Origin of the sequence: Limnohabitans sp. 2KL-3 (genome assembly GCF_001269405.1) — a bacterium.
GTDB lineage: Bacteria > Pseudomonadota > Gammaproteobacteria > Burkholderiales > Burkholderiaceae_C > Limnohabitans_A.
This window is the reverse complement of the sequence record NZ_CXON01000003.1, coordinates 181957-203206: the sequence shown is the minus strand read 5'-3', so window position 1 is coordinate 203206 and position 21250 is coordinate 181957. Positions and strand designations below refer to the sequence as shown.

General features: G+C 55.9%; 20 protein-coding genes. 11 read left to right on the top strand and 9 right to left on the bottom strand.

Annotation, left to right across the window (positions count from 1 at the left end):
* The first annotated feature begins 212 nt into the window (after positions 1-212).
* Both ppk1 and AMM41_RS05610 read left to right on the top strand, forming a co-directional pair.
* The gene (gene ppk1 / locus AMM41_RS05615) at positions 213-2297 is read left to right on the top strand and encodes a polyphosphate kinase 1 (RefSeq protein ID WP_089954209.1); all 2085 of its coding nucleotides are present in this window, start codon (positions 213-215) and stop codon (positions 2295-2297) included.
* Positions 2294-2764, top strand: coding sequence for a SixA phosphatase family protein (locus AMM41_RS05610; RefSeq protein ID WP_089954205.1), 471 nt, complete (start codon positions 2294-2296; stop codon positions 2762-2764). The genes ppk1 and AMM41_RS05610 overlap by 4 nt, the downstream gene beginning before the upstream one ends.
* A 4-nt stretch (positions 2765-2768) precedes the next feature.
* Here the strand turns inward: AMM41_RS05610 and AMM41_RS05605 are convergent, their stop codons facing one another.
* The 5 genes from AMM41_RS05605 to AMM41_RS05585 form a co-directional block, all read right to left on the bottom strand.
* The gene (locus AMM41_RS05605) at positions 2769-3353 is read right to left on the bottom strand and encodes a hypothetical protein (protein ID WP_228769115.1); all 585 of its coding nucleotides are present in this window, start codon (positions 3351-3353) and stop codon (positions 2769-2771) included.
* A gap of 168 nt (positions 3354-3521) precedes the next feature.
* Positions 3522-5024, bottom strand: coding sequence for a Ppx/GppA phosphatase family protein (locus AMM41_RS05600; protein ID WP_089954201.1), 1503 nt, complete (start codon positions 5022-5024; stop codon positions 3522-3524).
* Positions 5025-5158: 134 nt separating this feature from the next.
* A complete protein-coding gene (locus AMM41_RS05595; protein WP_089955257.1) occupies positions 5159-5491 on the bottom strand; it encodes an ArsR/SmtB family transcription factor in 333 nt (110 codons plus the stop codon).
* A 23-nt stretch (positions 5492-5514) separates the two neighbouring features.
* Complete coding sequence (gene arsJ, locus AMM41_RS05590; protein ID WP_089954196.1) at positions 5515-6765, bottom strand: organoarsenical effux MFS transporter ArsJ; 1251 nt, start codon at positions 6763-6765, stop codon at positions 5515-5517.
* Between the two features lies 1 nt (position 6766).
* Positions 6767-7810: an ArsJ-associated glyceraldehyde-3-phosphate dehydrogenase gene (locus AMM41_RS05585; protein ID WP_089954192.1), complete on the bottom strand. Its 1044-nt coding sequence runs from the start codon at positions 7808-7810 to the stop codon at positions 6767-6769.
* A gap of 215 nt (positions 7811-8025) precedes the next feature.
* On the opposite strand from AMM41_RS05585, the gene AMM41_RS05580 reads away from it, so the two are divergent.
* A complete protein-coding gene (locus tag AMM41_RS05580; protein WP_089954188.1) occupies positions 8026-10251 on the top strand; it encodes a PhoX family protein in 2226 nt (741 codons plus the stop codon).
* A gap of 18 nt (positions 10252-10269) precedes the next feature.
* On the opposite strand, the gene AMM41_RS05575 is transcribed toward AMM41_RS05580, so the two are convergent.
* From AMM41_RS05575 to AMM41_RS05565, 3 genes are all read right to left on the bottom strand, one after another.
* Entirely contained in the window at positions 10270-10797 is a 528-nt protein-coding gene (locus AMM41_RS05575) for a TlpA family protein disulfide reductase (RefSeq protein WP_194944625.1), read from the bottom strand.
* Between the two features lie 67 nt (positions 10798-10864).
* Positions 10865-11494, bottom strand: a complete 630-nt coding sequence (locus tag AMM41_RS05570) for a ParA family protein (RefSeq protein WP_089954180.1) — start codon at positions 11492-11494, stop codon at positions 10865-10867.
* Between the two features lie 34 nt (positions 11495-11528).
* Positions 11529-11804: a hypothetical protein gene (locus AMM41_RS05565; RefSeq protein ID WP_089954175.1), complete on the bottom strand. Its 276-nt coding sequence runs from the start codon at positions 11802-11804 to the stop codon at positions 11529-11531.
* 166 nt (positions 11805-11970) lie between these two features.
* Here AMM41_RS05565 and AMM41_RS05560 point away from each other — a divergent pair, with 166 nt between their 5' ends.
* On the top strand, positions 11971-13089 hold the full coding sequence (locus AMM41_RS05560; RefSeq protein ID WP_089954172.1) for a glycosyltransferase: 1119 nt from the start codon (positions 11971-11973) through the stop codon (positions 13087-13089).
* A gap of 336 nt (positions 13090-13425) precedes the next feature.
* Here the strand turns inward: AMM41_RS05560 and AMM41_RS05555 are convergent, their stop codons facing one another.
* Positions 13426-15390, bottom strand: coding sequence for a PhoX family protein (locus AMM41_RS05555; RefSeq protein ID WP_228769114.1), 1965 nt, complete (start codon positions 15388-15390; stop codon positions 13426-13428).
* Between the two features lie 128 nt (positions 15391-15518).
* On the opposite strand from AMM41_RS05555, the gene AMM41_RS05550 reads away from it, so the two are divergent.
* The 7 genes from AMM41_RS05550 to phoB all read left to right on the top strand — a co-directional run bounded on the left by AMM41_RS05550 (position 15519) and on the right by phoB (position 21249).
* A complete protein-coding gene (locus tag AMM41_RS05550; protein ID WP_228769113.1) occupies positions 15519-15827 on the top strand; it encodes a hypothetical protein in 309 nt (102 codons plus the stop codon).
* Positions 15828-16066: 239 nt separating this feature from the next.
* On the top strand, positions 16067-17086 hold the full coding sequence (gene pstS, locus AMM41_RS05545; protein ID WP_089954165.1) for a phosphate ABC transporter substrate-binding protein PstS: 1020 nt from the start codon (positions 16067-16069) through the stop codon (positions 17084-17086).
* 79 nt (positions 17087-17165) lie between these two features.
* The gene (pstC, locus tag AMM41_RS05540; RefSeq protein ID WP_089954161.1) at positions 17166-18155 is read left to right on the top strand and encodes a phosphate ABC transporter permease subunit PstC; all 990 of its coding nucleotides are present in this window, start codon (positions 17166-17168) and stop codon (positions 18153-18155) included.
* A 7-nt stretch (positions 18156-18162) separates the two neighbouring features.
* Complete coding sequence (gene pstA, locus AMM41_RS05535) at positions 18163-19017, top strand: phosphate ABC transporter permease PstA (protein ID WP_089955248.1); 855 nt, start codon at positions 18163-18165, stop codon at positions 19015-19017.
* Positions 19018-19071: 54 nt separating this feature from the next.
* Positions 19072-19845 (top strand): phosphate ABC transporter ATP-binding protein PstB, encoded by a 774-nt coding sequence (gene pstB, locus AMM41_RS05530; protein ID WP_089954159.1) that lies wholly within the window; start codon positions 19072-19074, stop codon positions 19843-19845.
* 13 nt (positions 19846-19858) lie between these two features.
* Positions 19859-20557 (top strand): phosphate signaling complex protein PhoU, encoded by a 699-nt coding sequence (phoU, locus tag AMM41_RS05525; RefSeq protein WP_089954157.1) that lies wholly within the window; start codon positions 19859-19861, stop codon positions 20555-20557.
* Positions 20554-21249, top strand: a complete 696-nt coding sequence (gene phoB, locus AMM41_RS05520; protein ID WP_089954154.1) for a phosphate regulon transcriptional regulator PhoB — start codon at positions 20554-20556, stop codon at positions 21247-21249. Before phoU ends, phoB begins: the two co-directional genes overlap by 4 nt.
* Position 21250: the final 1 nt, after the last annotated feature.

Genomic DNA, 21250 nt, shown 5'->3' with positions numbered 1-21250 from the left:
ACAGGCAGAAGAATTCCAGGGGTATTTTTTGTTGAACGTTGAGGGTTCATCTGAAAGAAAAACAAGATTTGGGCGGCAGATTTCAAACCTTCTATGGCCTTTACGCTTGGGGCAGATCAAACTTGAATGGGTCTGTGCGTTGGGTCACCAGACTGTCATCAAAATGACTTGACGCTTACCTAGAATGGACTTGAACCATTCAAGTACGAGACATGTCCAACTCAACCAAACCAAGCGATTTGAACGATGACCCCTCAGGCTTGCTGGACAGGGACCTGAGCATTCTGGCCTTCAATGAGCGCGTGCTGGACTGGGCGCACCGCCCCGAAGTGCCCGTTTTGGAGCGCTTGCGCTATTTGTGCATCGTGTCATCCAATTTGGATGAATTTTTTGAGGTGCGAGCTGAGCCCCATGTGATGGGGAGTTTGCAAGAACTCAAATCAGGCCAGTACACCGAGCAGACCTTGTCTGCCATAGCCGAAAAGGCCGGTGCGATGGTTGAACGCCAATACGCCCTTTACAACGATGCCTTGTTGCCTGCCTTGCAGAACAAGCACATTCAAATTCTGTCCCATGGTGAGCGCAATGCGGCACAGCGGCGTTGGGTCCACAGCTATTTTCAGCGAGAGGTTCAACCTTTGCTGGTGCCTGTGGGGCTTGACCCGGCACATCCTTTTCCGCAGGTGGCCAACAAATCGCTGAATTTCATTGTTCACTTGTCAGGCAAAGATGCTTTTGGCCGCTCCAATGAAATTGCGATCGTCAAAGTGCCACGCGTGCTGCCTCGATTGATTCCCTTGCCGGCCAAAGTGTGTGATGGCAGTACCGCCTATGTGCTGCTGTCCAGTGTGATTCGGGCCCACTTGGCTGATTTGTTTCATGGGCGTGAAGTGGGGCAGTTTTCACAGTTTCGTGTGACACGCCATTCAGAGTTGGCTGTCGACGAAGACGAAATCGCCAATTTGCGCATGGCTTTGCGACAGGGTTTGCAGCATCGTCACTATGGACAAGCGGTGCGTCTGGAAGTGTCGGCCAACTGTGCACCACGCTTGGTTGAATTTTTGCGCAAGGAATTTCAATTGCCCGAACGCGCTGTCTACCGCGTCAACGGCCCTGTGAATTTGGTGCGCTTGATGCAGTTGATCGACTTGATCAATGCGCCCGATTTGCTGTTTCCACCCTACAAGGCGAGTTTTCCTGCACAGTTGCCGCAACACGGTTCGATTTTTAACCGCCTCAAAACAGGCGATGTGCTGATTCATCAGCCGTTTGAAAGTTTCGATGGGGTCTTGGCTTTTTTGCGCGAGGCCGTCATGGACCCCCAGGTATTGGCCATCAAACAAACCATTTACCGGGCAGGCAGCGACACCACAATGATGGATTTGCTTCGTGAGGCTGTCAGACGTGGCAAAGAGGTCACGGCGGTGGTTGAACTCAAAGCCCGATTTGACGAAGAGGCCAACATCAATTGGGCCGAGCAATTGGAGTCCATTGGTGCGCAAGTGGTGTATGGCATTGTGGGTCTCAAAACCCATGCCAAGATGCTGCTGGTCACCCGCAGGGAAGGGCGATCTTTGCGCCGCTATGGCCACATGTCCACCGGCAACTACAACCGCAAGACAGCGGCCTTGTACACCGACATCAGTTACTTGACCGCCGATGCGGCCATGACCTTGGACATGGACCATTTGTTCGGACATTTGGCCAGCCAGAGCGAATTGCCCAAAATGAAGCGTTTGCTGGTGGCCCCATTTCAATTGCACACCGACATGTTGTTGCGCATTGCCAATGTGGGAAAAGCCGCCTTACAAGGCCAGCAGGCACGCATTGTGATCAAGATGAATGCCTTGACCGATGTGCCCTTGATCAAGGCTTTGTTGGAGGCCGGTCAACAAGGGGCCAAGATCGATTTGATTGTGCGTGGTGCCTGCATGTTGCCGGCCGGTGTGGAAGGCATGAGCGAAAACATCCGCGTGCGTTCGGTCATCGGTCGTTTTCTGGAACATTCACGCGTCTTTTACTTTTGTGCGGACCAAGAAGAGTCGCTTTACTTGTCCAGCGCCGATTGGATGAGCCGCAACATGACACGACGCATTGAGTTGGCTTGGCCTGTGTTGGATCCTGTACTGCGCCAGCGCTTGATTGACGAATGCTTGATTGCCTACCTGCACGATGCGCGTGATGCCTGGGACTTGGCAGCCGATGGTCAGTACCACCGAGTGGGTCTGAAGGCTCCAGGGCACAGCGCACAAAACGCCCTCATGCAACGCTACGGTGCAGCGCAAAACAGGAGATGAGCACCATGGATCTGATTGTGTGGCGTCATGCCGAAGCCTATGAAGCGCAAACAGGAGAGGACGACATGTTGCGGGCCTTGACGCCGCGCGGCAAAAAACAGGCTGAACGCACAGCGCATTGGCTGGAGCGGCAGTTGCCGCAAGGAACCCGGATATTGACGAGTCCTGCGCTCAGGGCTGAACAAACGGTTCGCTATTTAGGGCGCAAATACAAAGTTCGTGATGCCTTGTCGCCAGGGGCCTGTGTGCAAGACTTGTTGGAATCCGCCGGATGGCCAGATGCCAAGTATCCGGTCCTGATGGTGGGCCACCAACCTGCCATGGGGGGGCTGGTGGCCCATCTTTTGGGCATGCCAGAGCCTGCATGCACCATTCGAAAATCATCGGTTTGGTGGCTGCGTCACCGCTGTCGCGAGGAGCAAAGTCAAACCCTGCTCATCGCTGTGACGTGTCCTGACAAACTTTGAAATTTCAGTCTTTGGCAGGACGACCTGTTTTGATGGTGGGAATGCTGGCCAAGGCTTTCTTGAACGGGGCGTCTGACATACCCGAGAGCGCTTGAAGTCCAGCACGAATCAGTTCACTCTTTTTGACATCCACACCCAAAGCCAGCGCTCGTTTTTTCATGGCTGCAATCTGCAAAAGTTCGGTTTTGGGCAGCGTGAAGCTGTCACGCACCACTTTGACTTTTTTCTCTTTGGCAGGTTTGGTGGGTGTAACACTCGGGGCTTTGGCCTTGGGCTTGACGTCTTTGGCTTCTGCTTGGGTCTGAGCCTTGGGCGTGGGAGTTTTGGCTTTCACGGCTTGAGACTTGACTGGGGCGCTGACAGCTTTGGTTTTGGCTTTGCTTGGGGCAGCAGGGGCAGGCGTTGCAGTTTTTGCAATCGGTTTGCTGGGGACAACTTCGGTTGCGGTGCTTGGGTCGACGGCAGTTTTTGCGCTGCTGGCTTGCTTGGGGACAGCCTTGGCCGTGCGCTTTGTTTTTGGAGCAGCGGTTATGGCTTTTTCTGCGTTGCTGGGTTTCGGGGTGGTGTCGCCGGTTTCAGTCATGGTCATGTTTTGCATCACTGTGTCGCTTTCATAAATTAACAGTGCATACAGTTTATACCGTTATGGATGACTGAACAAGGGATGCATGGCTGATGCGTGCCCGTCAATGCCTTCGCGGCATTGTTCGGGTCGGTTTTTGAATGTTGGGCAATTTGGGTTTGATGTTGCCCAACTTCAGTTCATGTTGATTTGAAACGTCCAATCTGTTTTGAGCCATGCGCTGGTTTCTTCGCGCAGCAAATGGGCTGATTGCGGCCAGAGTTCAGCCCAGTCTGCGTCCATGCTCAATTGCGCGGTTCGGCGCTGCACATCGCACACCATGTTCAAGCCCGACAGGTCGGGGTCGCGTCGGGCGTGGCACAAAATGACGGCGACGCGCAGTGCCATGAGTTGCTGGACAAAGCTGGCGTCTTCCAGTTCAGATTCCAGCTTGCGCAGTTTGCCCCGGTGTCCCAGCACCAACTGGCTGAGCCTGTGCAACTCGTCCAGAGTGAAGCCCTGCAAATCGGTGTTGTCCAGAATGTAGGCGCCATGTTTGTGGTAATCGCTGTGCGATATCCGCATGCCGGTTTCGTGCAACTGGCATGCCCAATGGAGCTTTTGCAGGTAGCGTTGGCGTTCAGCAAGGGTCGTGTCGGAAGACTCGGGTATCAGTGCTTGCAACAGATGTTGGGCAGTGCGTGACACCCGCTCAGCTTGCAGTTTGTCCGTGCCAAAACGCTGTGCCAACCAATCAACCATGGATGAACGCACATCGTGCATGCCTTCGCGCTCGATCAGGTCGTACAAAGCACCGTGGCGCAGCGCACCTTGTGCTGCATGCATTTCGTCAATTTGCAGCAAATCAAACACGGCTTGCAAAACAGCCAAGCCCCCCCCAATGACGGGTTTGCGGTCTTCCTTGACGCCTTCAATGCGCAAGTTGTCTTGCTTTTGCGCCTTGAGCAATCTGTCTTTGAGCCATGCCAAACCCTCACGGGTCACTTTGCCATCGGGCCAACCTGCTGCGCTCAGCACATCCGACACCGCACCCACGGTGCCAGAGGAGCCGTAGCATTTGTCCCAGTGTTGACGATTGAACAGAATTTGTGCCTCGTCGAGCACCGCTTTGGCGCCGATCTCTGCGGCTTTGAAAGCCGACGGAGTCCACAGCCCATCAGCAAAGTACTTCATGGACCAGCCAACGCTGCCGACCCGATATGACTCTAAGGTGTTGGCACTTTCATGTTGGCCCAAAATCATTTCGGTCGAACGCCCGCCAATGTCCACCACCAAACGTCGTTCATCGGATTGCGGCAGAAGGTGCGAGACCCCCAAATAAATCAACCGTGCTTCTTCTCGTCCCGCGATGACCTCGATGGGGAAGCCCAATAGGCGCTTGGCTTTGCTCAAAAATACATCGCGGTTGCGTGCTTCACGCAGGGTTTGTGTGGCCACGGCCCGCACTTGACTGGGTTTGAAGCCTGCGATGCGTTCAGCAAAACGCGCCAGACATTCCCAGCCTCGGACCATGGCATCTTCGGTCAAGTTGCGTTCTGCATCAAGTCCATTGCCTTGGCGCACGGTTTCTTTGATGTATTCCACACGGCGCAATTGACCAGCATCCATTTGGCCAATTTCTAGGCGAAAACTGTTAGAGCCCAGATCGATGGCGGCGTAAAGGGACTTGGTGTGCATGCGGTATGACCAGCGTTATCGGGCGAAAAGCCGATTATGTGACGGAATTGTGAAAAATTGATGACGCCGTGTGCGGGCAGGTTAACGCATCAAGCAATGGCCGTCTGTGGGCTTTATTGCATCCAAGGAAACAGCTAACCCTGACGTGAATCACAAGCCAGATTGATCGCGTCGCCACAAGGCACACCTTGGCAGCAGTGCGCTGTTAAAAAGTCCATCAGGCTTTGCATCGCACCCAGATCGGCGCGGTAGCGCAAAAAACGGCCTTCGCGTTGCACGCTGACCAAGGCGGCGTGGTGCAGTTCCTTGAGGTGAAACGACAGCGTGTTGGCCGGAATGTCGAGCGCGGCAGACAGCTGCCCGGGCTGAATGCCCTCGGGACCCGTGCCCACGATGGCGCGAAACACCTTCAGGCGCGAGCTTTGCGCCAAAGCCGCCAAGGCCTTGACGGCCACGTCTTCGTCCATGACGCTGAACAAAGAAACCGGGCTCATGGTGCGGCCTTTTCTGCAGGGGTGTCGGTGAGCAAACCCATGGGCAATCGCAGCGTGGCCAACCAGCACAAAAGCAGCATCAAAGCCGAGCCCAAGAGCGCAAACATCAACCCGCCCCATTGGTAGAGCAAGCCCGACAGCAGCGTGCCCATGAAGCGACCCAGCGCATTGGCGGCGTAATAAAAGCCAACGTCTTCGGCCGCTTTTTCAGAGCCTGCATAGGCCAGCACCAAATAGCTGTGCACCGACGAATTGATGGCAAAGGCAAAGCCGAACAAACTCAGGCCCCCAACCACCCACCACTGCAACTGCGGCGCTTGCAGCCACATGGCCGCGGCAATGCCCAGCGGAATGAGCATGAGCACCGCCGACCACCAACGCGCAGCGGGCACTTCTCGGCTCAGGCCATCGGCGCTGCGGCGCACGATCTGTGGTGCCAGCGCTTGCACCAGGCCGTAGCCAATGGTCCACGCCGCCAAAAAGCCGCCCACCATGGTGAAGGTCCAGCCCACCGAGTAGAGAAACACCGGCACGCCCACCACAAACCACACATCACGCGCCCCAAACAAAGCCACGCGTGCGGCCGCCAGCGCGTTGATGCCCGCGTTTTTGGCGAACAACTCTTTGGCCGAGCCCGATGGTTTGCTCTTGCCCATCATGGGCGGCAAGCTGCTCACCACGCCGACGAGCACCAGGGCCAATAGCCCCGACATCGCCCACAGAGAACCCTGAAAACCCAGCGTCTCTAAAAGCAAACCACCCAGGAAAAAGCCAAAGCCTTTCATGGCGTTTTTGCTGCCGGTGAACCAGGCCACCCACTTGAACAGTTGCCCGTTGCCTTGGTCTTTGGCTTGCGCCTGAGTGATCTTGATGGCCGATTTGCTGGCGGTTTTGGTGAGGTCTTTGGCTACACCGCACACGCCTTGCGCCAAAACCACCCAAGCCACCGACATGGCCGCTGTCCACTCCGGCTGCAGGGCCGAGAGCAAGCCAAAGCCGATGATCTGCGTGACCAAGCCCACGGTGAGCATGCGGGCAATGCCAAAGCGCGTGGCCAGCCAGCCGCCGATCAGGTTGGCCAAGACGCCCGCGCCTTCGTACAGCAAGAACAAAAACGCCAACGTGAACGGCGAGTAACCCAGCTTGTAAAAGTGCAGCAACACCAACATGCGCAATGCGCCGTCGGTCAGGGTAAAGCCCCAATAGGCGGCGGTCACGATGCCATAGTGGCGTTCAGCGGCGTTCATCTCAGATGCCGACTTCGTTCATGTGGCAAGCCAGATCCACCATGCGGCAGGCGTAACCCATCTCGTTGTCGTACCAAGCATAAATTTTCAGCAGGGTGCCATCGGTCACCAGGGTGGACAGCGCGTCCACGATCGAGCTGCGTGTGTCGCGGGCGTAATCCACACTCACCAAGGGGCGCTCCTCGTAACCCAAGATGCCTGCCAGCGGGCCTTGGGCTGCGGCGGCAAACAAGGCGTTGACTTCTTCGGCGCTGGTTTCGCGCTTCATCTCGAACACGCAGTCGGTCAGCGACGCATTCAGCACCGGCGCACGCACCGCGTGGCCGTTGAGCTTGCCCTTGAGTTCGGGGTAAATCAGGGCAATGGCGGTGGCACTGCCGGTGGTCGTGGGGGCCAGGCTGACCATGGCGCTGCGTGCGCGGCGCAGGTCTTTGTGCGGGGCATCGACCACCAAGTTGGTGTTGGTCGGGTCGTGGATGGTGGTGATCTGGCCATGCTTGATGCCAATGGCTTCGTGCACGACTTTGACCACCGGGGCCAGGCAGTTGGTGGTGCACGATGCGGCCGTGACGATGCGGTCTTTGGCCGGGTTGTACAGCGTGTGGTTGACGCCCACCACGATGTTCAGCACATCGCCCACCTTGACGGGCGCGGCCACGATCACGCGCTTGGCGCCCCGGTCCAAGTGGCCCTGAATGGTTTCGGGCGTTAAAAATTTACCGGTGCATTCGAGCACCAAGTCCACCCCCATGTCGCCCCAAGGAATATCGGCCGGGTTGGCGTGGGACGAAAAGCCCAGGGTGCGATCACCGATGCGGATCTGGCTGTCGCCCTCGGCCTCGATGCGCTCGCGCCACTTGCCCTGCACGCTGTCAAAAGCCAGCAAATGCGCCGTGGCCGCTGCACCGCCCTTGAGTTCGTTCAGGTGCACCACCTCCAGGCGATTGCCTGCGCGGGGGTCGTCTGACTGGCGCTCTGCAGCGCCCATGGCCGCACGCAGGGCCAAACGGCCGATGCGGCCCATTCCGTTGATGCCAACTTTCATGCTCTATCTTTCGATCATTCTGGAAATATCAATGCACGAACTTTGCCATGTCTGTGTGACAAAAAAATGACAAATTTTGACTTCGAGGGGATGTGCAGTGGCGTTTCAAAGCACCTTTTGCATTGATTTGTGAAGACGGATTTCGTGACAGCGGCTGATTAGCCATCAAACAGTCACAAAAAAACACTTCAATCCTTGAATCACCAGGAGTTCCGATGTCACACCACGATCACGACCCCATTCACAACACCTCAAACAACCCCCATTTCCAGGACGTCCTGAACCAGTCCCTGCAAAACCCGATGCGCCGCGGTTTGCTGCGTGGTGGTCTGGGCTTGGCGGGTCTGGCCATGTTGCCCGGTTGCGCCACTTTGACTTCGGGCATGGCCGCTGCGCCCCGGGCGCTGGGTTTTCCTTCTGTCGAAAAAAGCCTGCTTGACAATGTGATGCTGCCGCCCGGCTACCAATACAGCGTGCTGCATGCCACAGGCGATGCGCTGGACTCGGCCTTGGCTGCTTACTCGAACAAGGGCACAGAAGCAGACGACTGGTCACGTCGCGTGGGCGATCACCACGATGGCATGGACATTTATTACATCGACGCCAACGGCCGTTATTCCGAAAAGGAAACCGGCCGCGCCGTGCTGTGTGTAAACCACGAAAGTTCAGCCGACGCGCATTTCATGCACCCCAACGGCCAAACGTCCAATGGCGTGGCTGGCAAAAAGTTTACGCAGTTTGGTGACTGGGACTTGGGCACCCGCCCCGAGTTGGAAGTGCTCAAAGAGATCAACCACCACGGCGTGTCGGTGGTCGAGATCGTCAAAACACCACAAGGCTGGCGCATCAAGCAAGACTCGCCGCTGAACCGCCGCATCACCGCACAAACGCCTGTGCGCATCAGCGGCCCCCGCGCCCACATTGAGGCGATTCGCAGCTTCATGGTCACCCGCTGGGACACGGCGGGTGCCATGGCGCGTGGCACTCTGAACAACTGCGGTCATGGCAAAACGCCATGGGGCACTTATTTGGGCTGCGAAGAAAACTGGGCCTATTACTTTCAGACGATGGCCAATGGGGCTGCATTGCCGGCCAAAGAAATGGCCGCACGCAAGCGCTATGGCGTGCCCTCATCGGCTCCAGCAGCAGGCGCCAAACAAGCGCCAAGCCAGGGCTGGCACACCGTCTCGACCACCGACGACCGTTTTGTCCGTTGGAACTTGGCTGCCACTGGCGCCAACGCAGAGAAAGACTTCCGCAACGAAGCCAACACTTTTGGCTTCAACGTCGAAATCGATCCCTTGTCACCCAACTCCACACCCGCCAAGCGCGTGGCCATGGGCCGCTTCGCGCACGAAGCCGCTGTGTGCAGCCTGCCTGTGGCCGGTCAGCCATTGGCGTTTTACATGGGTTGTGATGCCCGCAACGAATACATCTACAAGTTTGTGAGCAGCGCGGTGTGGGACCCCCGCGATGTGGGTGGTGGCTTGGTGGCCGGTGACAAGTACCTGAGCGAAGGCAAGCTGTACGCCGCCCGCTTTGACGCCACAGGCCAAGGCGAGTGGCTGGAGTTGACCATCGATGACCCGCGCATTGCCAACCACAGTGCCTACAAGTTCGCCAATCAGGGCGATGTGTACATCAATGCTCGCTTTGCAGCCGACGCCGTGGGTGCAACCAAGATGGACCGTCCGGAGTGGGGTGCGGTCAACTACCGCAATGGCGAGGTGTACTTTGCGCTGACCAACAACAGCGCGGCCAACCGCACGCCCGCCAAAACCGATCCCGCCAATCCCCGTGCCTACATGGACATGGACGGGAAAAAAGGCATGGGCAACCCGCATGGCCACATCATCCGCTTCAAAGAGCCTGGCCACCAAGCTTCGGCCAAGACCTTTGCCTGGGACATCTTCTTGTTCGGCGCTGAGGAAGACTCGGGCGATGCCAACCTGTCGGGCCTGACCGCCAAGAACTCGTTCTCATCGCCCGACGGCTTGTGGTTCAGCAAGGCCACTGGCATTTGCTGGATTCAAACCGACGACGGCGCTTTCACCGACGAGACCAATTGCATGATGCTGGCCGCCATTCCGGGCCAGGTGGGCGACGGCGGTAAAGTGACCGTGAAAAACAAGATGGTGGTGGGGGGCGCTGAACAAACCGGCACTCAGGAAACATTCTTGGGCGCTGCCTTGGGCGACGCCAAGTTACGCCGTTTTCTGGTGGCACCCCAAGGTGCAGAAGTCACCGGGATCACCGAGACCGCCGATGGCCGCACCTTGTTTGTCAACATCCAGCATCCTGGTGAATTGTCCAAGCCTTTGGCTTCGGGCTCGGCGCCCCAAAGCATCTGGCCAGGCAACGCAGGCTATGGCCCACAAGGCCGCCCACGTTCGGCGACCATCGTGATCACCCGCACAGATGGTGGGGTGATCGGCCTGTAAAGGCCGGGGGCCAAGTGTTCAAAGCAAGCGAGGAATGGCCTCGACATCCTCGGCGAACATTTGGCCCTTTTCAGCCAGCAGTACTTTGTGCTGGCTGTCCATCAAGAGCGTGATGGGCAAGCCCTTGGGTTTGGGAAATTGTTTGCGCCACTCGGGGCTTGCCCAAGCCGAGGGGAAGGTGTAACCCCGTTTTTTCAGGTAAGCCTGCGCGTCTTCGGGTTTTTTGTCGATGGACAAGGCCAGCATGCGCAGGCCCCGGCTTTTTTGTGCTTGCCACAAGCCCTGCATGCTGGGGCTTTGCAGGGCGCAAAAAGGGCAGGTGCTGGACCACCAATACAACAGCAATGGTTGGCGGTCGTGTTGAAAGTCTTGGCCAGTGAGCAAACGTATGGACGGCACTTTCAAAACATCGCCCACTCGTGGCATGGCAGGTGCCACGGCTTCCAGAGCGGCTTCGGAGGGGTTTTGGGCCTGAACACTGGCCCAAGGCCAAAGTGCACCCAGGCTCAAGCCCAGGGTCACTTGTCTGCGTGTTTGAAAAGCCATTGTCAATTCATGTGGAGCCATCATGGAGGGCTTGATTGTGCCCCATGGTGCCCTGGTGAGCCCAAGTTCAGTTCATCGCCAAAGTCAGCAGCGCCTGCTCCACATCCTGAGACGCTTTTTTGAGGTGCGGGTTGCTGGACTCGCTGCCGGCGCGGCCCACATCCAAGTCAGCTTGAAAGCCATCACGCTCTGGCCAGACGGCGTTGAGCATGTCAAAACCCGCATCGGCAATGGTGGCTTCGGCTTGTTCGAGCAGGCGTTCCGAACGCCCGGTTTTGGACAACACAATGACGATCTTGTTGCTCACGGAACGGGTTTTGGCCAGCTTGCGTGCCAAAGCCAGAGTAGGGCGAAGATCGTCCATGGAGGTGCCCGTGGGCAAGAACACCACGTCACTTTCTCGGCTGACATCGGCGGTCAACTCATCGGCCAAGCCTCGCGTGTCCACCACCACCAGGTCGTAACCTGTCAATGTTTTGCGCAATTTCTTCATGTTGTTGAAGGCGCGGGCTTCAATTTCAGGCTCGATGCCATGACGCAGCCGCAGGGCACCCCACTCCACGCAGGTGAGTTGCTCCAGATCAAAGTCACCAATCAGCACTTTGTGTTGTGCACGGGCCGCTGCCACGGCCAAAACACGGGCCAAAGTGCTTTTACCGACACCGCCTTTTTGTCCTACAAATGAAGCAATTCGCATGAATCAATTCCTGACTTTTAAAAATGGCAATTTCTCAGGCCTCGGACTTCTTTGCTTGAGGTTTGTTCATCTCTAATGCTTGCATGGCCACATCGAATGTTTTGGCTTTGCCCATGTAATAGCGATCAAGCCGCCACTCTTGCAAGATGTCCATGGCCAGTTGGAAATCTGAGGTGTCCAGTTTATACAGATCCTTGAGCGAGACATCCACTTCGTCGACCAGGGAAGAAATCAACTGGGCAAAAATTTGAGCCGTGGGGGTCAAGGGGTCATGTGCAATGACTTGTCGGACTTTTTTGATGGCGCGCATTGTTAAATTCAAAAAATTCAATTTTGAATGCAACGATTAGTTCATTTGTGAAATTTTTATGAAGAGTGTGTGGCAGTAAAAGTTCAGTTTCATGAAACCGTCTGCAAGATCACAGGATGAGCTTTGGTCATACCCATGTCATTCGCATCGGGCAAGCTCAACAGCCATGCCACATGATGTCCAGCTCATATATTTCAATGCCGGAGGCGGGCACCGTTCTGCCGCCCTGGCGTTGCAGGAAGTCATCGCCCTGGCGCACCCTGACTGGGCGGTGACGCTGGTGAACCTGTTTGAGGTGATTGACTCTGACCGGTACTACCAAAAATTGACAGGCTTTGCGCCAGAAGACCTGTACAACCTGCGTCTCAAACGGGGTTGGACGCGAGGCCTGGCCACCGAGCTCAAGCTTTTTCAAGCCATGATTCGGCTGACTTTGCCCAAGCTCAAAAAGAAGATGCAATCGTTCTGGCACAAGACGCGCCCCCAGTTGGTGGTCTCGTTGGTACCCAATTTCAACAGGGTGATGTACGAGGCCTTGCGCGAAGAGTGGCCGGGCGTGCCCTATGTCACGGTTTTAACGGACATGGCCGATTACCCTCCCAACTTCTGGATAGAGCCCAACCAAGGCCAGTTCATCATCTGCGGGACAGAGTTTGCGGCATCTCAGGCCGCAAGCTTGGGTTATGACGCCGACGCCATCATTCGGACATCCGGAATGATTTTGCGCCCCAGCTTCTACAGCAAGCCATGCGTAGACAAGCCCAAGCGTTTCGCTCAATGGGGCCTGGACCCCCATCGCCCCACGGGCTTGGTGATGTTTGGCGGTCATGGCTCGAAGGACATGCTCAAAATTGCCAAGGCTTTGCCAAATCAGCAACTGATTTTTGTGGCGGGGCACAACATCGCTTTGGCCCAGAAAATGGCGGCGCAATCGGTCTCGTCTTTGCACCTTGTGTTGGGCTTTACCAAGGACATTGACCAGTTGATGCAACTGAGTGACTACTTCGTGGGCAAGCCTGGCCCGGGCAGTTTGAGTGAGGCGGTTCACATGGGGTTGCCCGTCATCACCTTCCGCAATACCGCCACCATGCCCCAAGAGCGTTACAACACGACTTGGGTAGAACAGAACCAACTGGGTAAGGTCATTGCATCGGTCAGTGAGTTGCCGGGTGCTGTGGATGCGCTGTTGAGCGAACTGCCCAAATACCATCGCCATGTTCAACAAATGAACAACCAGGCGGTGTTCGAAGTGGTCGATGCCTTGGGGGCGATCAAGGCGGGTTGAGATGGCATTATGGGGTAGGTGCTTAACCAGTGCACATACGAAAAACACGATCATGACCTGGCACATTAGCGCGTGTGGCCAGCGCTGAATCGCCCAGCTGTTGGTTTCGAACTGAAGAAGGGTTCCAGATCGTTGGGGTTAACTCAACTCGGTCTCCACCATGCTTTGTTAAACCGTCGAGGACTGCCACGTCAATGAATGAGCCACCACAGGCTCATGGTTTGCATGATCCATGAATCAGTTGCTTCTTTTAAAACAGCCGCATTAAAGCTCGAAAAATACATCCAAAGGCTCCGCAAAAGCGGAGCCTTTGGGTTTTGCTAGCTGTCCCTAGGATCAGGTACCAATCACGCCACCATCATTTTTAGTGATGATCACTGTGGCAGATCGTGGCATGTTGGTGCCGCCATCTGGCCAAGTACTTCCACCGTTGCCGTTTTCGCCAGGGTGCTGGATGTTGATGAACAAGGTTTTGCTGTCAGGGGTGAACGCCAAACCTGTCACCTCGCACTGCTTTGGGCCCACCAGGAAACGGCGAATTTCTTTGCTCACAGGGTCTGCCGCCAGCATGGAATTATTGCCTTGGTTGGCGTAGTTACCTAAGCCGGTGTGGTTGCCGTCGGTCTGGATCCAAAGGCGGCCGAACTTGTCAAATCCCAAGCCATCTGGGCTGTTGAAGGTGTTGTCAGCGGTCACATTGCTAGAGCCTGCTTTCGTTGTGCCAGGGTTGCCAGGCACTGTGGGGTTACCAGCCAACACAAAGATATCCCAGTCGAAGGTCATGGCCGCTGCGTCACCCCCCGTCTCACGCCAGCGAACGATTTGACCGTAGATGTTGCTGGTTCGTGGGTTGGCTTCATCTGCAGTGGTGCGGCCTGAGTTGTTGGTCAGCGTGACATAGACCTCGCCAGACGTTGGGTGCACCGTGACCCACTCAGGGCGGTCCATTTTGGTGGCGCCGACGGCATCACCAGCCAAACGGGCGTTGATCAAAACATCTGCTTGGTTGGCAAAGGTGTAGGCGGTGTAAGAGCCAGGAATGTTGCTGAGTTTCAGCTCCACCCATTCGCCTGTGCCCATGAAGTCGCCAGCCGTTACGCCGTTGCCAAATTTGGCCACATAGAGCTTGCCGCTGTCTAACAAGTTGGCGTTGGCGCGTTGATTGCCTTCAACATACTTTTCAGTTGAAATAAATTTGTAGATGTAGTCGTTGACTTGGTCATCGCCCATGTACACCACAACGCGCTTGTCTTTGGTGAAAGCATAGGCGGCGTTTTCGTGCTTGAAACGACCCAGTGCGGTGCGTTTTTTGGGCTTTGAAGTGGCATCAAAGGGGTCAATTTCAACGATCCAGCCGTGACGGTTGGATTCGTTAGGTTCTTTCTTGTAGTCGAAACGATCGATTTGTGTTTCCCATGCGTAGCCTGATGTGCCTGCCGTGATGCCATAGCGCTTCATGGACACATTGCGTCCATCTTCAGTGGGTGCAACGGTGGTGCCAAAATTGTTGTTGAAGTTTTCTTCACACGTCAAATAAGTGCCCCAAGGCGTGAAGCCGTTGCCGCAGTTGTTGAAGGTGCCCAGCACTTCGGTGCCTGTGGTGTCCACGCTGGTCTGGAGCTTGGCATCGCCTGCGGCGGGGCCTGTCAGTTGCATGGGTGTGGCCGCGGTGATGCGACGGTTGTAGGCGGAGTCCTTGACCACGTTCCACTTATTGGCATTGTCTTTCTTGATGTGAATGACAGAGCAGCCCCATGAGTTGATGGCTTTGTTCACGCGCTCCAGTGTGTTGGCAGGGGCTGGCGTTGGGCCAAACAAGGTCAGGTAATCTGTAAATGTTGGTGACAGTGTCGTGTTGTATTCATGGTTCATGACCAGCAGACCTTCTGTGCTGGATGTGCCATCAATCGCGAAAAAGTGGATGCCGTCGTGGTTGTCACCAACTTGGCGTGCTTGGTCAGCTGCAGTTTCGCTGCCAGTACCGCTCCAAGTCGAGCCAGCACCTGTAGAGAACAAAGGTGTGCCCCAAGGCACAAAAGTGGTGGCCGTGTAGCCTTCAGCCACTGTCACAGTGTCAAGGCCGTTGGCTGCGACGGCTTTGAAACCCAATAATGAAGCTGTGGGGGTGTCGGTGCCGCCGCATCCAGCGAGAGGGCCAGCCAAGAAAGCTGCAACCGCAGCGCCACTGCCAAATTTCAGGAAGCCACGACGGCCCACTGCACGATTCACAACGGATTGGAAGTGCTCGTTTTGCGAGATGTTGGTTGGCAAATCTTCACTGTCAATCGACTTAATATCCATGATGCAAGCTCCAGAAATTCCTGTTGAGAGGCTTGTATCTTTGCGGGTCAATATGAAGAAGTCATGACACCTCAAATTTTTCTGCAAGTGAATGGACAGTTATCCGCTAAGTCAACTTTATCGCGTCGATGATTCACTCACTTGATCGTTTTATGCAGTTGGATGATCCCGAACTCTCGGCGCAGGAAATCAAAGCTCATGCGCAACCGCGAGCGCACCAACGTCATGTGGCTAAACCCGCCGCGGGAGCATTCGGGGTTGCCAGAAAAAATGGCGATGGCAGTTTCGAAAAAAAGGACAACATTGTTGACAATCACCGTCAGGAGGGTTTGCACCTGGTGACAGCAGACAAGTCACCCCATGGCAAGCCCCTGCTGGTGGTGGGCCATGAGATCAGCGGCACGACGGTCATCTATCAGATCAACTTGAAATACTGACGTCGAGCTGACATCAAACTGACATCCAGCGAATCGGGCGGCCGCTGCACTGCAGGGGTCGCCCTTTTGTGTGTGTTTGACCCCCCATGGAGTCAAGGGGTCGGCAGTGATTTAAAAACACCTTGTAAGAAGGGTTTGTTTGACACAAGAATGTCACAATTGACCGTTAAAGTGATGTCAGTCCCTGAGATCAACCGGCTCAGGTCACTTTGAACTCGCACCCTCAACCAGGAGTTGATATGTTGAAACTGAAATCTTTTGTGGCTGCCGTTGGCCTGAGCGCCATCGCTGCGGCCAGCTTTGCTGCCGACATCACGGGCGCTGGTGCCACATTCCCTTTCCCCATTTACGCCAAGTGGGCTGAAGGCTACAAGGCCGCCACAGGTACAGGCATGAATTACCAGTCCATTGGTTCTTCGGGTGGCATCAAGCAAATCCGCGCCAAGACGGTGACTTTCGGCGCAACCGATGCGCCCGTCAAAGGTGAAGAGCTTGACAAAGACGGCATGGTCCAGTTCCCTGCCATCATTGGCGGCACGGTGCCCGTGATCAACTTGGACGGCTTCAAACCCGGCGAATTGCGCGTGACTGGCCCAGTGATGGCCGAGATGTTCCTGGGCAAGATCAGTAAGTGGAATGACCCCAAGTTTGTTGCTTTGAACCCTGGCAAAAACTTGCCCAACGAAACCATCACCATCGTGCACCGCGCCGATGGTTCGGGCACCACTTTCAACTGGACCGACTACCTGACAGCCGTGAGCAAAGAGTGGGCTGACAAGGTGGGCAAGGGCGCTGCAGTCAAATGGCCAGCGCCCACCTCGGTCGGTGGCAAAGGCAACGAAGGTGTTGCGGCCAACGTGAACCGCGTCAAGGGTTCTTTGGGTTATGTGGAATATGCCTACGTCAAAAAGAACAAGATGAACTTCATGCAAATCCAGAACGCCGACGGCAAGTACGTAAGCCCAGACGATTTGACGTTTGCTGCAGCCGCTGCCAGCGCCGACTGGTTCAGCGTGCCAGGCATGGGTGTGTCCATGGTCAATGCCAAGGGTGCCAACAGCTGGCCCGTCAGCACGGCTTCTTTCATCTTGATGTACAAGAACCCAGCCGACAAAGCCGCATCGGCCGAAGCCCTGAAGTTCTTTGACTGGTCTTTCAAGAATGGCAAGAAAATGGCCGCAGATTTGGACTACGTCGCATTGCCTGACAGCTTGACCGACCAGATCCGTTCCAAAGTCTGGTCGCAAATCCAGAAGTAATCCAGGCTCCGGTCTGCTGTCCGTCGGTTGTCATTCGGTGACCGACGGATTTCTTGTTTAATTAGATGCTCTTTGTTTGATGGGTCAAGACATGCAAACCCCCCTTTCCAGCGCAGACAGAACCAGCCACATGTTGGCCGTGGTCAAGAGCCAGCGCCTGCAAGACGCGTTGTTTCACCGCTTGACACAGCTTTTCTCGCTTTTGGTTCTGGTGGCGTTGGCCGGGATCATCGTGTCCTTGTTCATCAATGCGTGGCCCACATTTGCCAAGTTTGGTGCGCGTTTCATCTGGTATGTCGAATGGGACATCATCAACGAAGAGTTCGGTGCCGCGATCGCGATTGTCGGCACGTTGGCCAGTGCAGGGATTGCCATGTTGTTGGCGGTGCCATTGGCTTTTGGCATTGCGGTTTTTCTGACGGAAACTTGTCCTGTGTGGTTGCGTCGCCCTTTGGGCACGGCCATTGAGTTGTTGGCGGCCGTGCCGTCCATCATTTACGGCATGTTTGGTCTGTTTGTGTTTGCGCCTTTGTTTGCCGATTACATCCAGGTGCCGCTGCGCGATGTGCTGGGGGGCATGCCCCTGATCGGCTTCCTGTTTGGAGGGGCCCCCAACGGCATGGGCATTTTGGCGGCTGGCATTGTGCTGGCCTTCATGGTCTTGCCTTTTGTGGCTGCCGTGATGCGCGACGTGTTCGAAATCACGCCGCCCATTTTGCGTGAATCGGCCTATGGCCTGGGTTGCACGACATGGGAAGTGGTGCGCAAGATCGTTCTGCCTTACACCCAAAAAGGCGTGATTGGCGGGATCATGTTGGGTCTCGGTCGCGCCTTGGGTGAGACCATGGCGGTGACCTTTGTGATTGGCAATGCCAACCGCATGCCAACATCGTTGTTCTCACCCGGCACGTCCATTGCTTCGACCTTGGCCAACGAGTTTGGTGAGGCCGCAGACTTCCATATTTCTTCTTTGTTTGCGCTCGGCTTTTTGCTGTTCGTGATCACCTTCGTGGTTTTGGCCGCCGCTAAAATCATGATCAACCGGGCTGAAAAAGCCAAGGGGTTCTGACATGGCCATGAACATGAATCAAGCCTTGTATCGCCGCCGCCGATTGGCCAATGCCTGGGGTATGGTGACATCCATGATCGCCATGGCTTTGGGTCTGGCGGTGTTGTTGTGGATTTTGGTGGTGCTGTTTTCAAACGGCTTTGCCGCACTGGACCTGAACTTGCTGACGCAGGACACGCCGGCACCCGGTACCGAGGGCGGTGGTTTGCGCAATGCCATTGTGGGCAGTTTGTTGATGGTGGGACTCACCGTGTTGGTGGCCACGCCTGTGGGCATTTTGGCGGGGATTTATCTCACCGAATACGGCGACCAAAGCAAAACCGCCGAGCTGACCCGTTTTGTGACCGACATCATGCTGTCGGCTCCATCCATCGTGATTGGCTTGTTTGTGTACGCGATTGCGGTGGCCACTTTGGGCACCTTTTCGGGCTACGCAGGCAGTTTGGCCCTGACGCTGATTGCCGTGCCTGTGGTCATGCGCACCACCGAGAACATGCTGCGTTTGGTGCCCGGCAGTCTGCGCGAGGCGGCATTTGCCCTGGGTGCTCCACGCTGGAAAGTGTCCTTGTCCGTCACGCTGCGTGCGGCCAAGAGTGGTGTGATCACGGGCTTGTTGCTGGCCGTGGCCCGCATCAGCGGTGAAACAGCTCCTTTGTTGTTCACGGCGCTGAACAACCAATTCTTCAATGCCGACATGAGCAAGCCCATGGCCAACTTGCCGGTGGTGATTTTCCAGTTCGCCATGAGTCCCTATGACAACTGGATTCGACTGGCTTGGGCTGGGGCATTGCTCGTCACCTTGGCTGTGTTGGTGCTCAACATTCTGGCACGCGTGTTTTTCAGGGACAAACAGTCGGCGTGATGCCGTTTGGCCCAAACACCTCAGCTTCTTCATTTTGCATTCACAGGAATCTCCATGCCTGACAAGACACCGACTCAAAACGCGCTGGAAGTGCGCAACCTTGACTTTTATTACGGCAAATTCAAAGGCCTGAAAAACGTCAACCTCAACATTGCAGAGCACCGCGTGACCGCCTTCATTGGCCCATCGGGTTGCGGCAAATCCACCTTGCTGCGCACGCTCAATCGCATGTACAGCCTTTATCCGGGTCAACGCGCTGAAGGCGAAATCAAGTTTTATGGCCAGAACATTCTGGACAAAGGCCAAGACTTGAACTTGCTTCGCGCCCAAATCGGCATGGTCTTCCAAAAGCCCACACCTTTCCCCATGTCGATCTACGACAACATCGCTTTTGGTGTGCGTTTGTACGAAAAGCTCAGCCGCGCCGACATGGACGAACGTGTGGAGTCGGCCCTCACCAAGGCCGCCATTTGGAATGAAGTCAAAGACAAACTGGGCCAAAGTGGTTTGTCTTTGTCGGGTGGTCAGCAGCAACGCCTGTGCATTGCCCGCACGGTGGCGGTCAAGCCCAAAGTCATTTTGTTGGACGAGCCAACTTCGGCTTTGGACCCCATCTCGACGGCCAAGGTCGAGGAATTGGTCAGCGAGTTGAAGAAAGACTACACGGTGGCCATCGTGACGCACAACATGCAGCAAGCTGCACGCGTGTCCGACTTCACCGCCTACATGTACCTGGGTGAATTGGTGGAGTTTGGTCAGACCGAGCAAATTTTCATGAAGCCTGCACGCCAGGAAACCGAAGACTACATCACTGGCCGTTTCGGCTGATCAGGGGAAAACCATGGAAAAGCACATTTCGAGTCAATTTGACGCTGACCTGACCAACGTGTCGTCGCGCGTTCTGGAGTTGGGCGGCTTGGTGGAGTCTCAGACCCGCCATGCGGTGTATGCGCTGGCGCAATTCAGTGTAGAAGTGGCCGATCAGGTCATTGCGGCTGAAAAACAAGTCAACAAACTGGAGGTGGAGATCGATGCCGAGTTGGCCTCCATCATTGCCCGCAGGCAGCCCACGGCACGCGATTTGCGCCTGCTGATGGCGATCTCCAAAATCACGGGCAATCTGGAGCGAGCCGGCGACGAAGCGGACCGCATTGCCCGCATGGTCAAACAAATTTTGGCACAAGGCAGCCCACGCAACTTGCCATCGTCAGAACTGCGTGTGGCCTCTGACCTGGCCTCAGGTTTGTTGCGCAAAGCCTTGGATGCTTTTGCTCGCCTGGATGTGAACACGGCCTTGGTGATTTTGAAAGAAGACGACCTGATTGACGCTGAGTTCAATGGATTTTTGCGCAAGCTGGTCACCTACATGATGGAAGACCCTCGCACCATTTCGGCCAGCCTGGACTTGCTGTTTGTGGCCAAAGCCATTGAGCGCATTGGTGACCATGCCAAAAACATTGCCGAGTTTGTGATTTATGTGGTCAAGGGGGCCGATGTGCGGCACACGGCCTTGACCGAGATTGAAAAAGCGGTGCGATGAGAACCCTGCCCAGGATCCTCATTGTTGAGGACGAATCGTCGATTGCTGAGTTAATCTCGGTCAACCTTCGGCACAACGGCTTTCAGCCTGTGTGGGCCATGGACGCCGAGTCAGCCCAAAAAGAGCTCGATGAAATCTTGCCCGATGTCATCTTGCTCGATTGGATGCTGCCTGGCGAAAGTGGTCTGACTTTGGCTCGGCGCTGGCGTGCCGCTGCACGAACCAAGTCCGTGCCCATCTTGATGCTGACTGCAAGAGGGGATGAGTCTGATCGGGTGGCGGGCTTGGATGCGGGTGCAGACGATTACATCGTCAAACCCTTTTCGCCGCGTGAGCTGCTCGCTCGCATCCGTGCGGTGTTGCGCCGTCGTGTGCCCGAGTCTGCGGGTGGGGCCGTGAAGGTGGGGGATTTGCAACTCGATGCCGACACCTACAGGGTGAGTTGGCAGGAGAAACCTCTCAAGATTGGACCCACCGAGTTCAAGTTGTTGCAATACATGATGCGTCATCCTGAACGTGTGCACACCCGTGGCATGTTGCTGGACAAGGTCTGGGGTGACCATGTTTACATAGAAGAGCGCACGGTCGACGTCCACGTCAAGCGTCTGCGAGAGTCCTTGGGGGATGCGGGCAGCATGATCGAGACTGTGCGTGGAGCGGGTTACCGTTTGACAGCTGCGCCTGCGGTGTGAG

Bases quoted from the DNA above. Each gene is read 5' to 3' on its own strand.
- AMM41_RS05605 (WP_228769115.1), bottom strand. From the start codon at position 3,353: ATGACCATGACTGAAACCGGCGACACCACCCCGAAACCCAGCAACGCA.
- pstS (WP_089954165.1), top strand. From the start codon at position 16,067: ATGTTGAAACTGAAATCTTTTGTGGCTGCCGTTGGCCTGAGCGCCATC.
- arsJ (WP_089954196.1), bottom strand. From the start codon at position 6,765: ATGAACGCCGCTGAACGCCACTATGGCATCGTGACCGCCGCCTATTGG.
- ppk1 (WP_089954209.1), top strand. From the start codon at position 213: ATGTCCAACTCAACCAAACCAAGCGATTTGAACGATGACCCCTCAGGC.
- AMM41_RS05555 (WP_228769114.1), bottom strand. From the start codon at position 15,390: ATGGATATTAAGTCGATTGACAGTGAAGATTTGCCAACCAACATCTCG.
- pstA (WP_089955248.1), top strand. From the start codon at position 18,163: ATGAACATGAATCAAGCCTTGTATCGCCGCCGCCGATTGGCCAATGCC.
- AMM41_RS05570 (WP_089954180.1), bottom strand. From the start codon at position 11,494: ATGCGAATTGCTTCATTTGTAGGACAAAAAGGCGGTGTCGGTAAAAGC.
- pstC (WP_089954161.1), top strand. From the start codon at position 17,166: ATGGGTCAAGACATGCAAACCCCCCTTTCCAGCGCAGACAGAACCAGC.
- AMM41_RS05550 (WP_228769113.1), top strand. From the start codon at position 15,519: ATGATTCACTCACTTGATCGTTTTATGCAGTTGGATGATCCCGAACTC.
- AMM41_RS05575 (WP_194944625.1), bottom strand. From the start codon at position 10,797: ATGGCTTTTCAAACACGCAGACAAGTGACCCTGGGCTTGAGCCTGGGT.
- AMM41_RS05610 (WP_089954205.1), top strand. From the start codon at position 2,294: ATGAGCACCATGGATCTGATTGTGTGGCGTCATGCCGAAGCCTATGAA.
- AMM41_RS05600 (WP_089954201.1), bottom strand. From the start codon at position 5,024: ATGCACACCAAGTCCCTTTACGCCGCCATCGATCTGGGCTCTAACAGT.
- AMM41_RS05560 (WP_089954172.1), top strand. From the start codon at position 11,971: ATGCCACATGATGTCCAGCTCATATATTTCAATGCCGGAGGCGGGCAC.
- phoB (WP_089954154.1), top strand. From the start codon at position 20,554: ATGAGAACCCTGCCCAGGATCCTCATTGTTGAGGACGAATCGTCGATT.
- pstB (WP_089954159.1), top strand. From the start codon at position 19,072: ATGCCTGACAAGACACCGACTCAAAACGCGCTGGAAGTGCGCAACCTT.
- AMM41_RS05585 (WP_089954192.1), bottom strand. From the start codon at position 7,810: ATGAAAGTTGGCATCAACGGAATGGGCCGCATCGGCCGTTTGGCCCTG.
- AMM41_RS05580 (WP_089954188.1), top strand. From the start codon at position 8,026: ATGTCACACCACGATCACGACCCCATTCACAACACCTCAAACAACCCC.
- AMM41_RS05595 (WP_089955257.1), bottom strand. From the start codon at position 5,491: ATGGACGAAGACGTGGCCGTCAAGGCCTTGGCGGCTTTGGCGCAAAGC.
- AMM41_RS05565 (WP_089954175.1), bottom strand. From the start codon at position 11,804: ATGCGCGCCATCAAAAAAGTCCGACAAGTCATTGCACATGACCCCTTG.
- phoU (WP_089954157.1), top strand. From the start codon at position 19,859: ATGGAAAAGCACATTTCGAGTCAATTTGACGCTGACCTGACCAACGTG.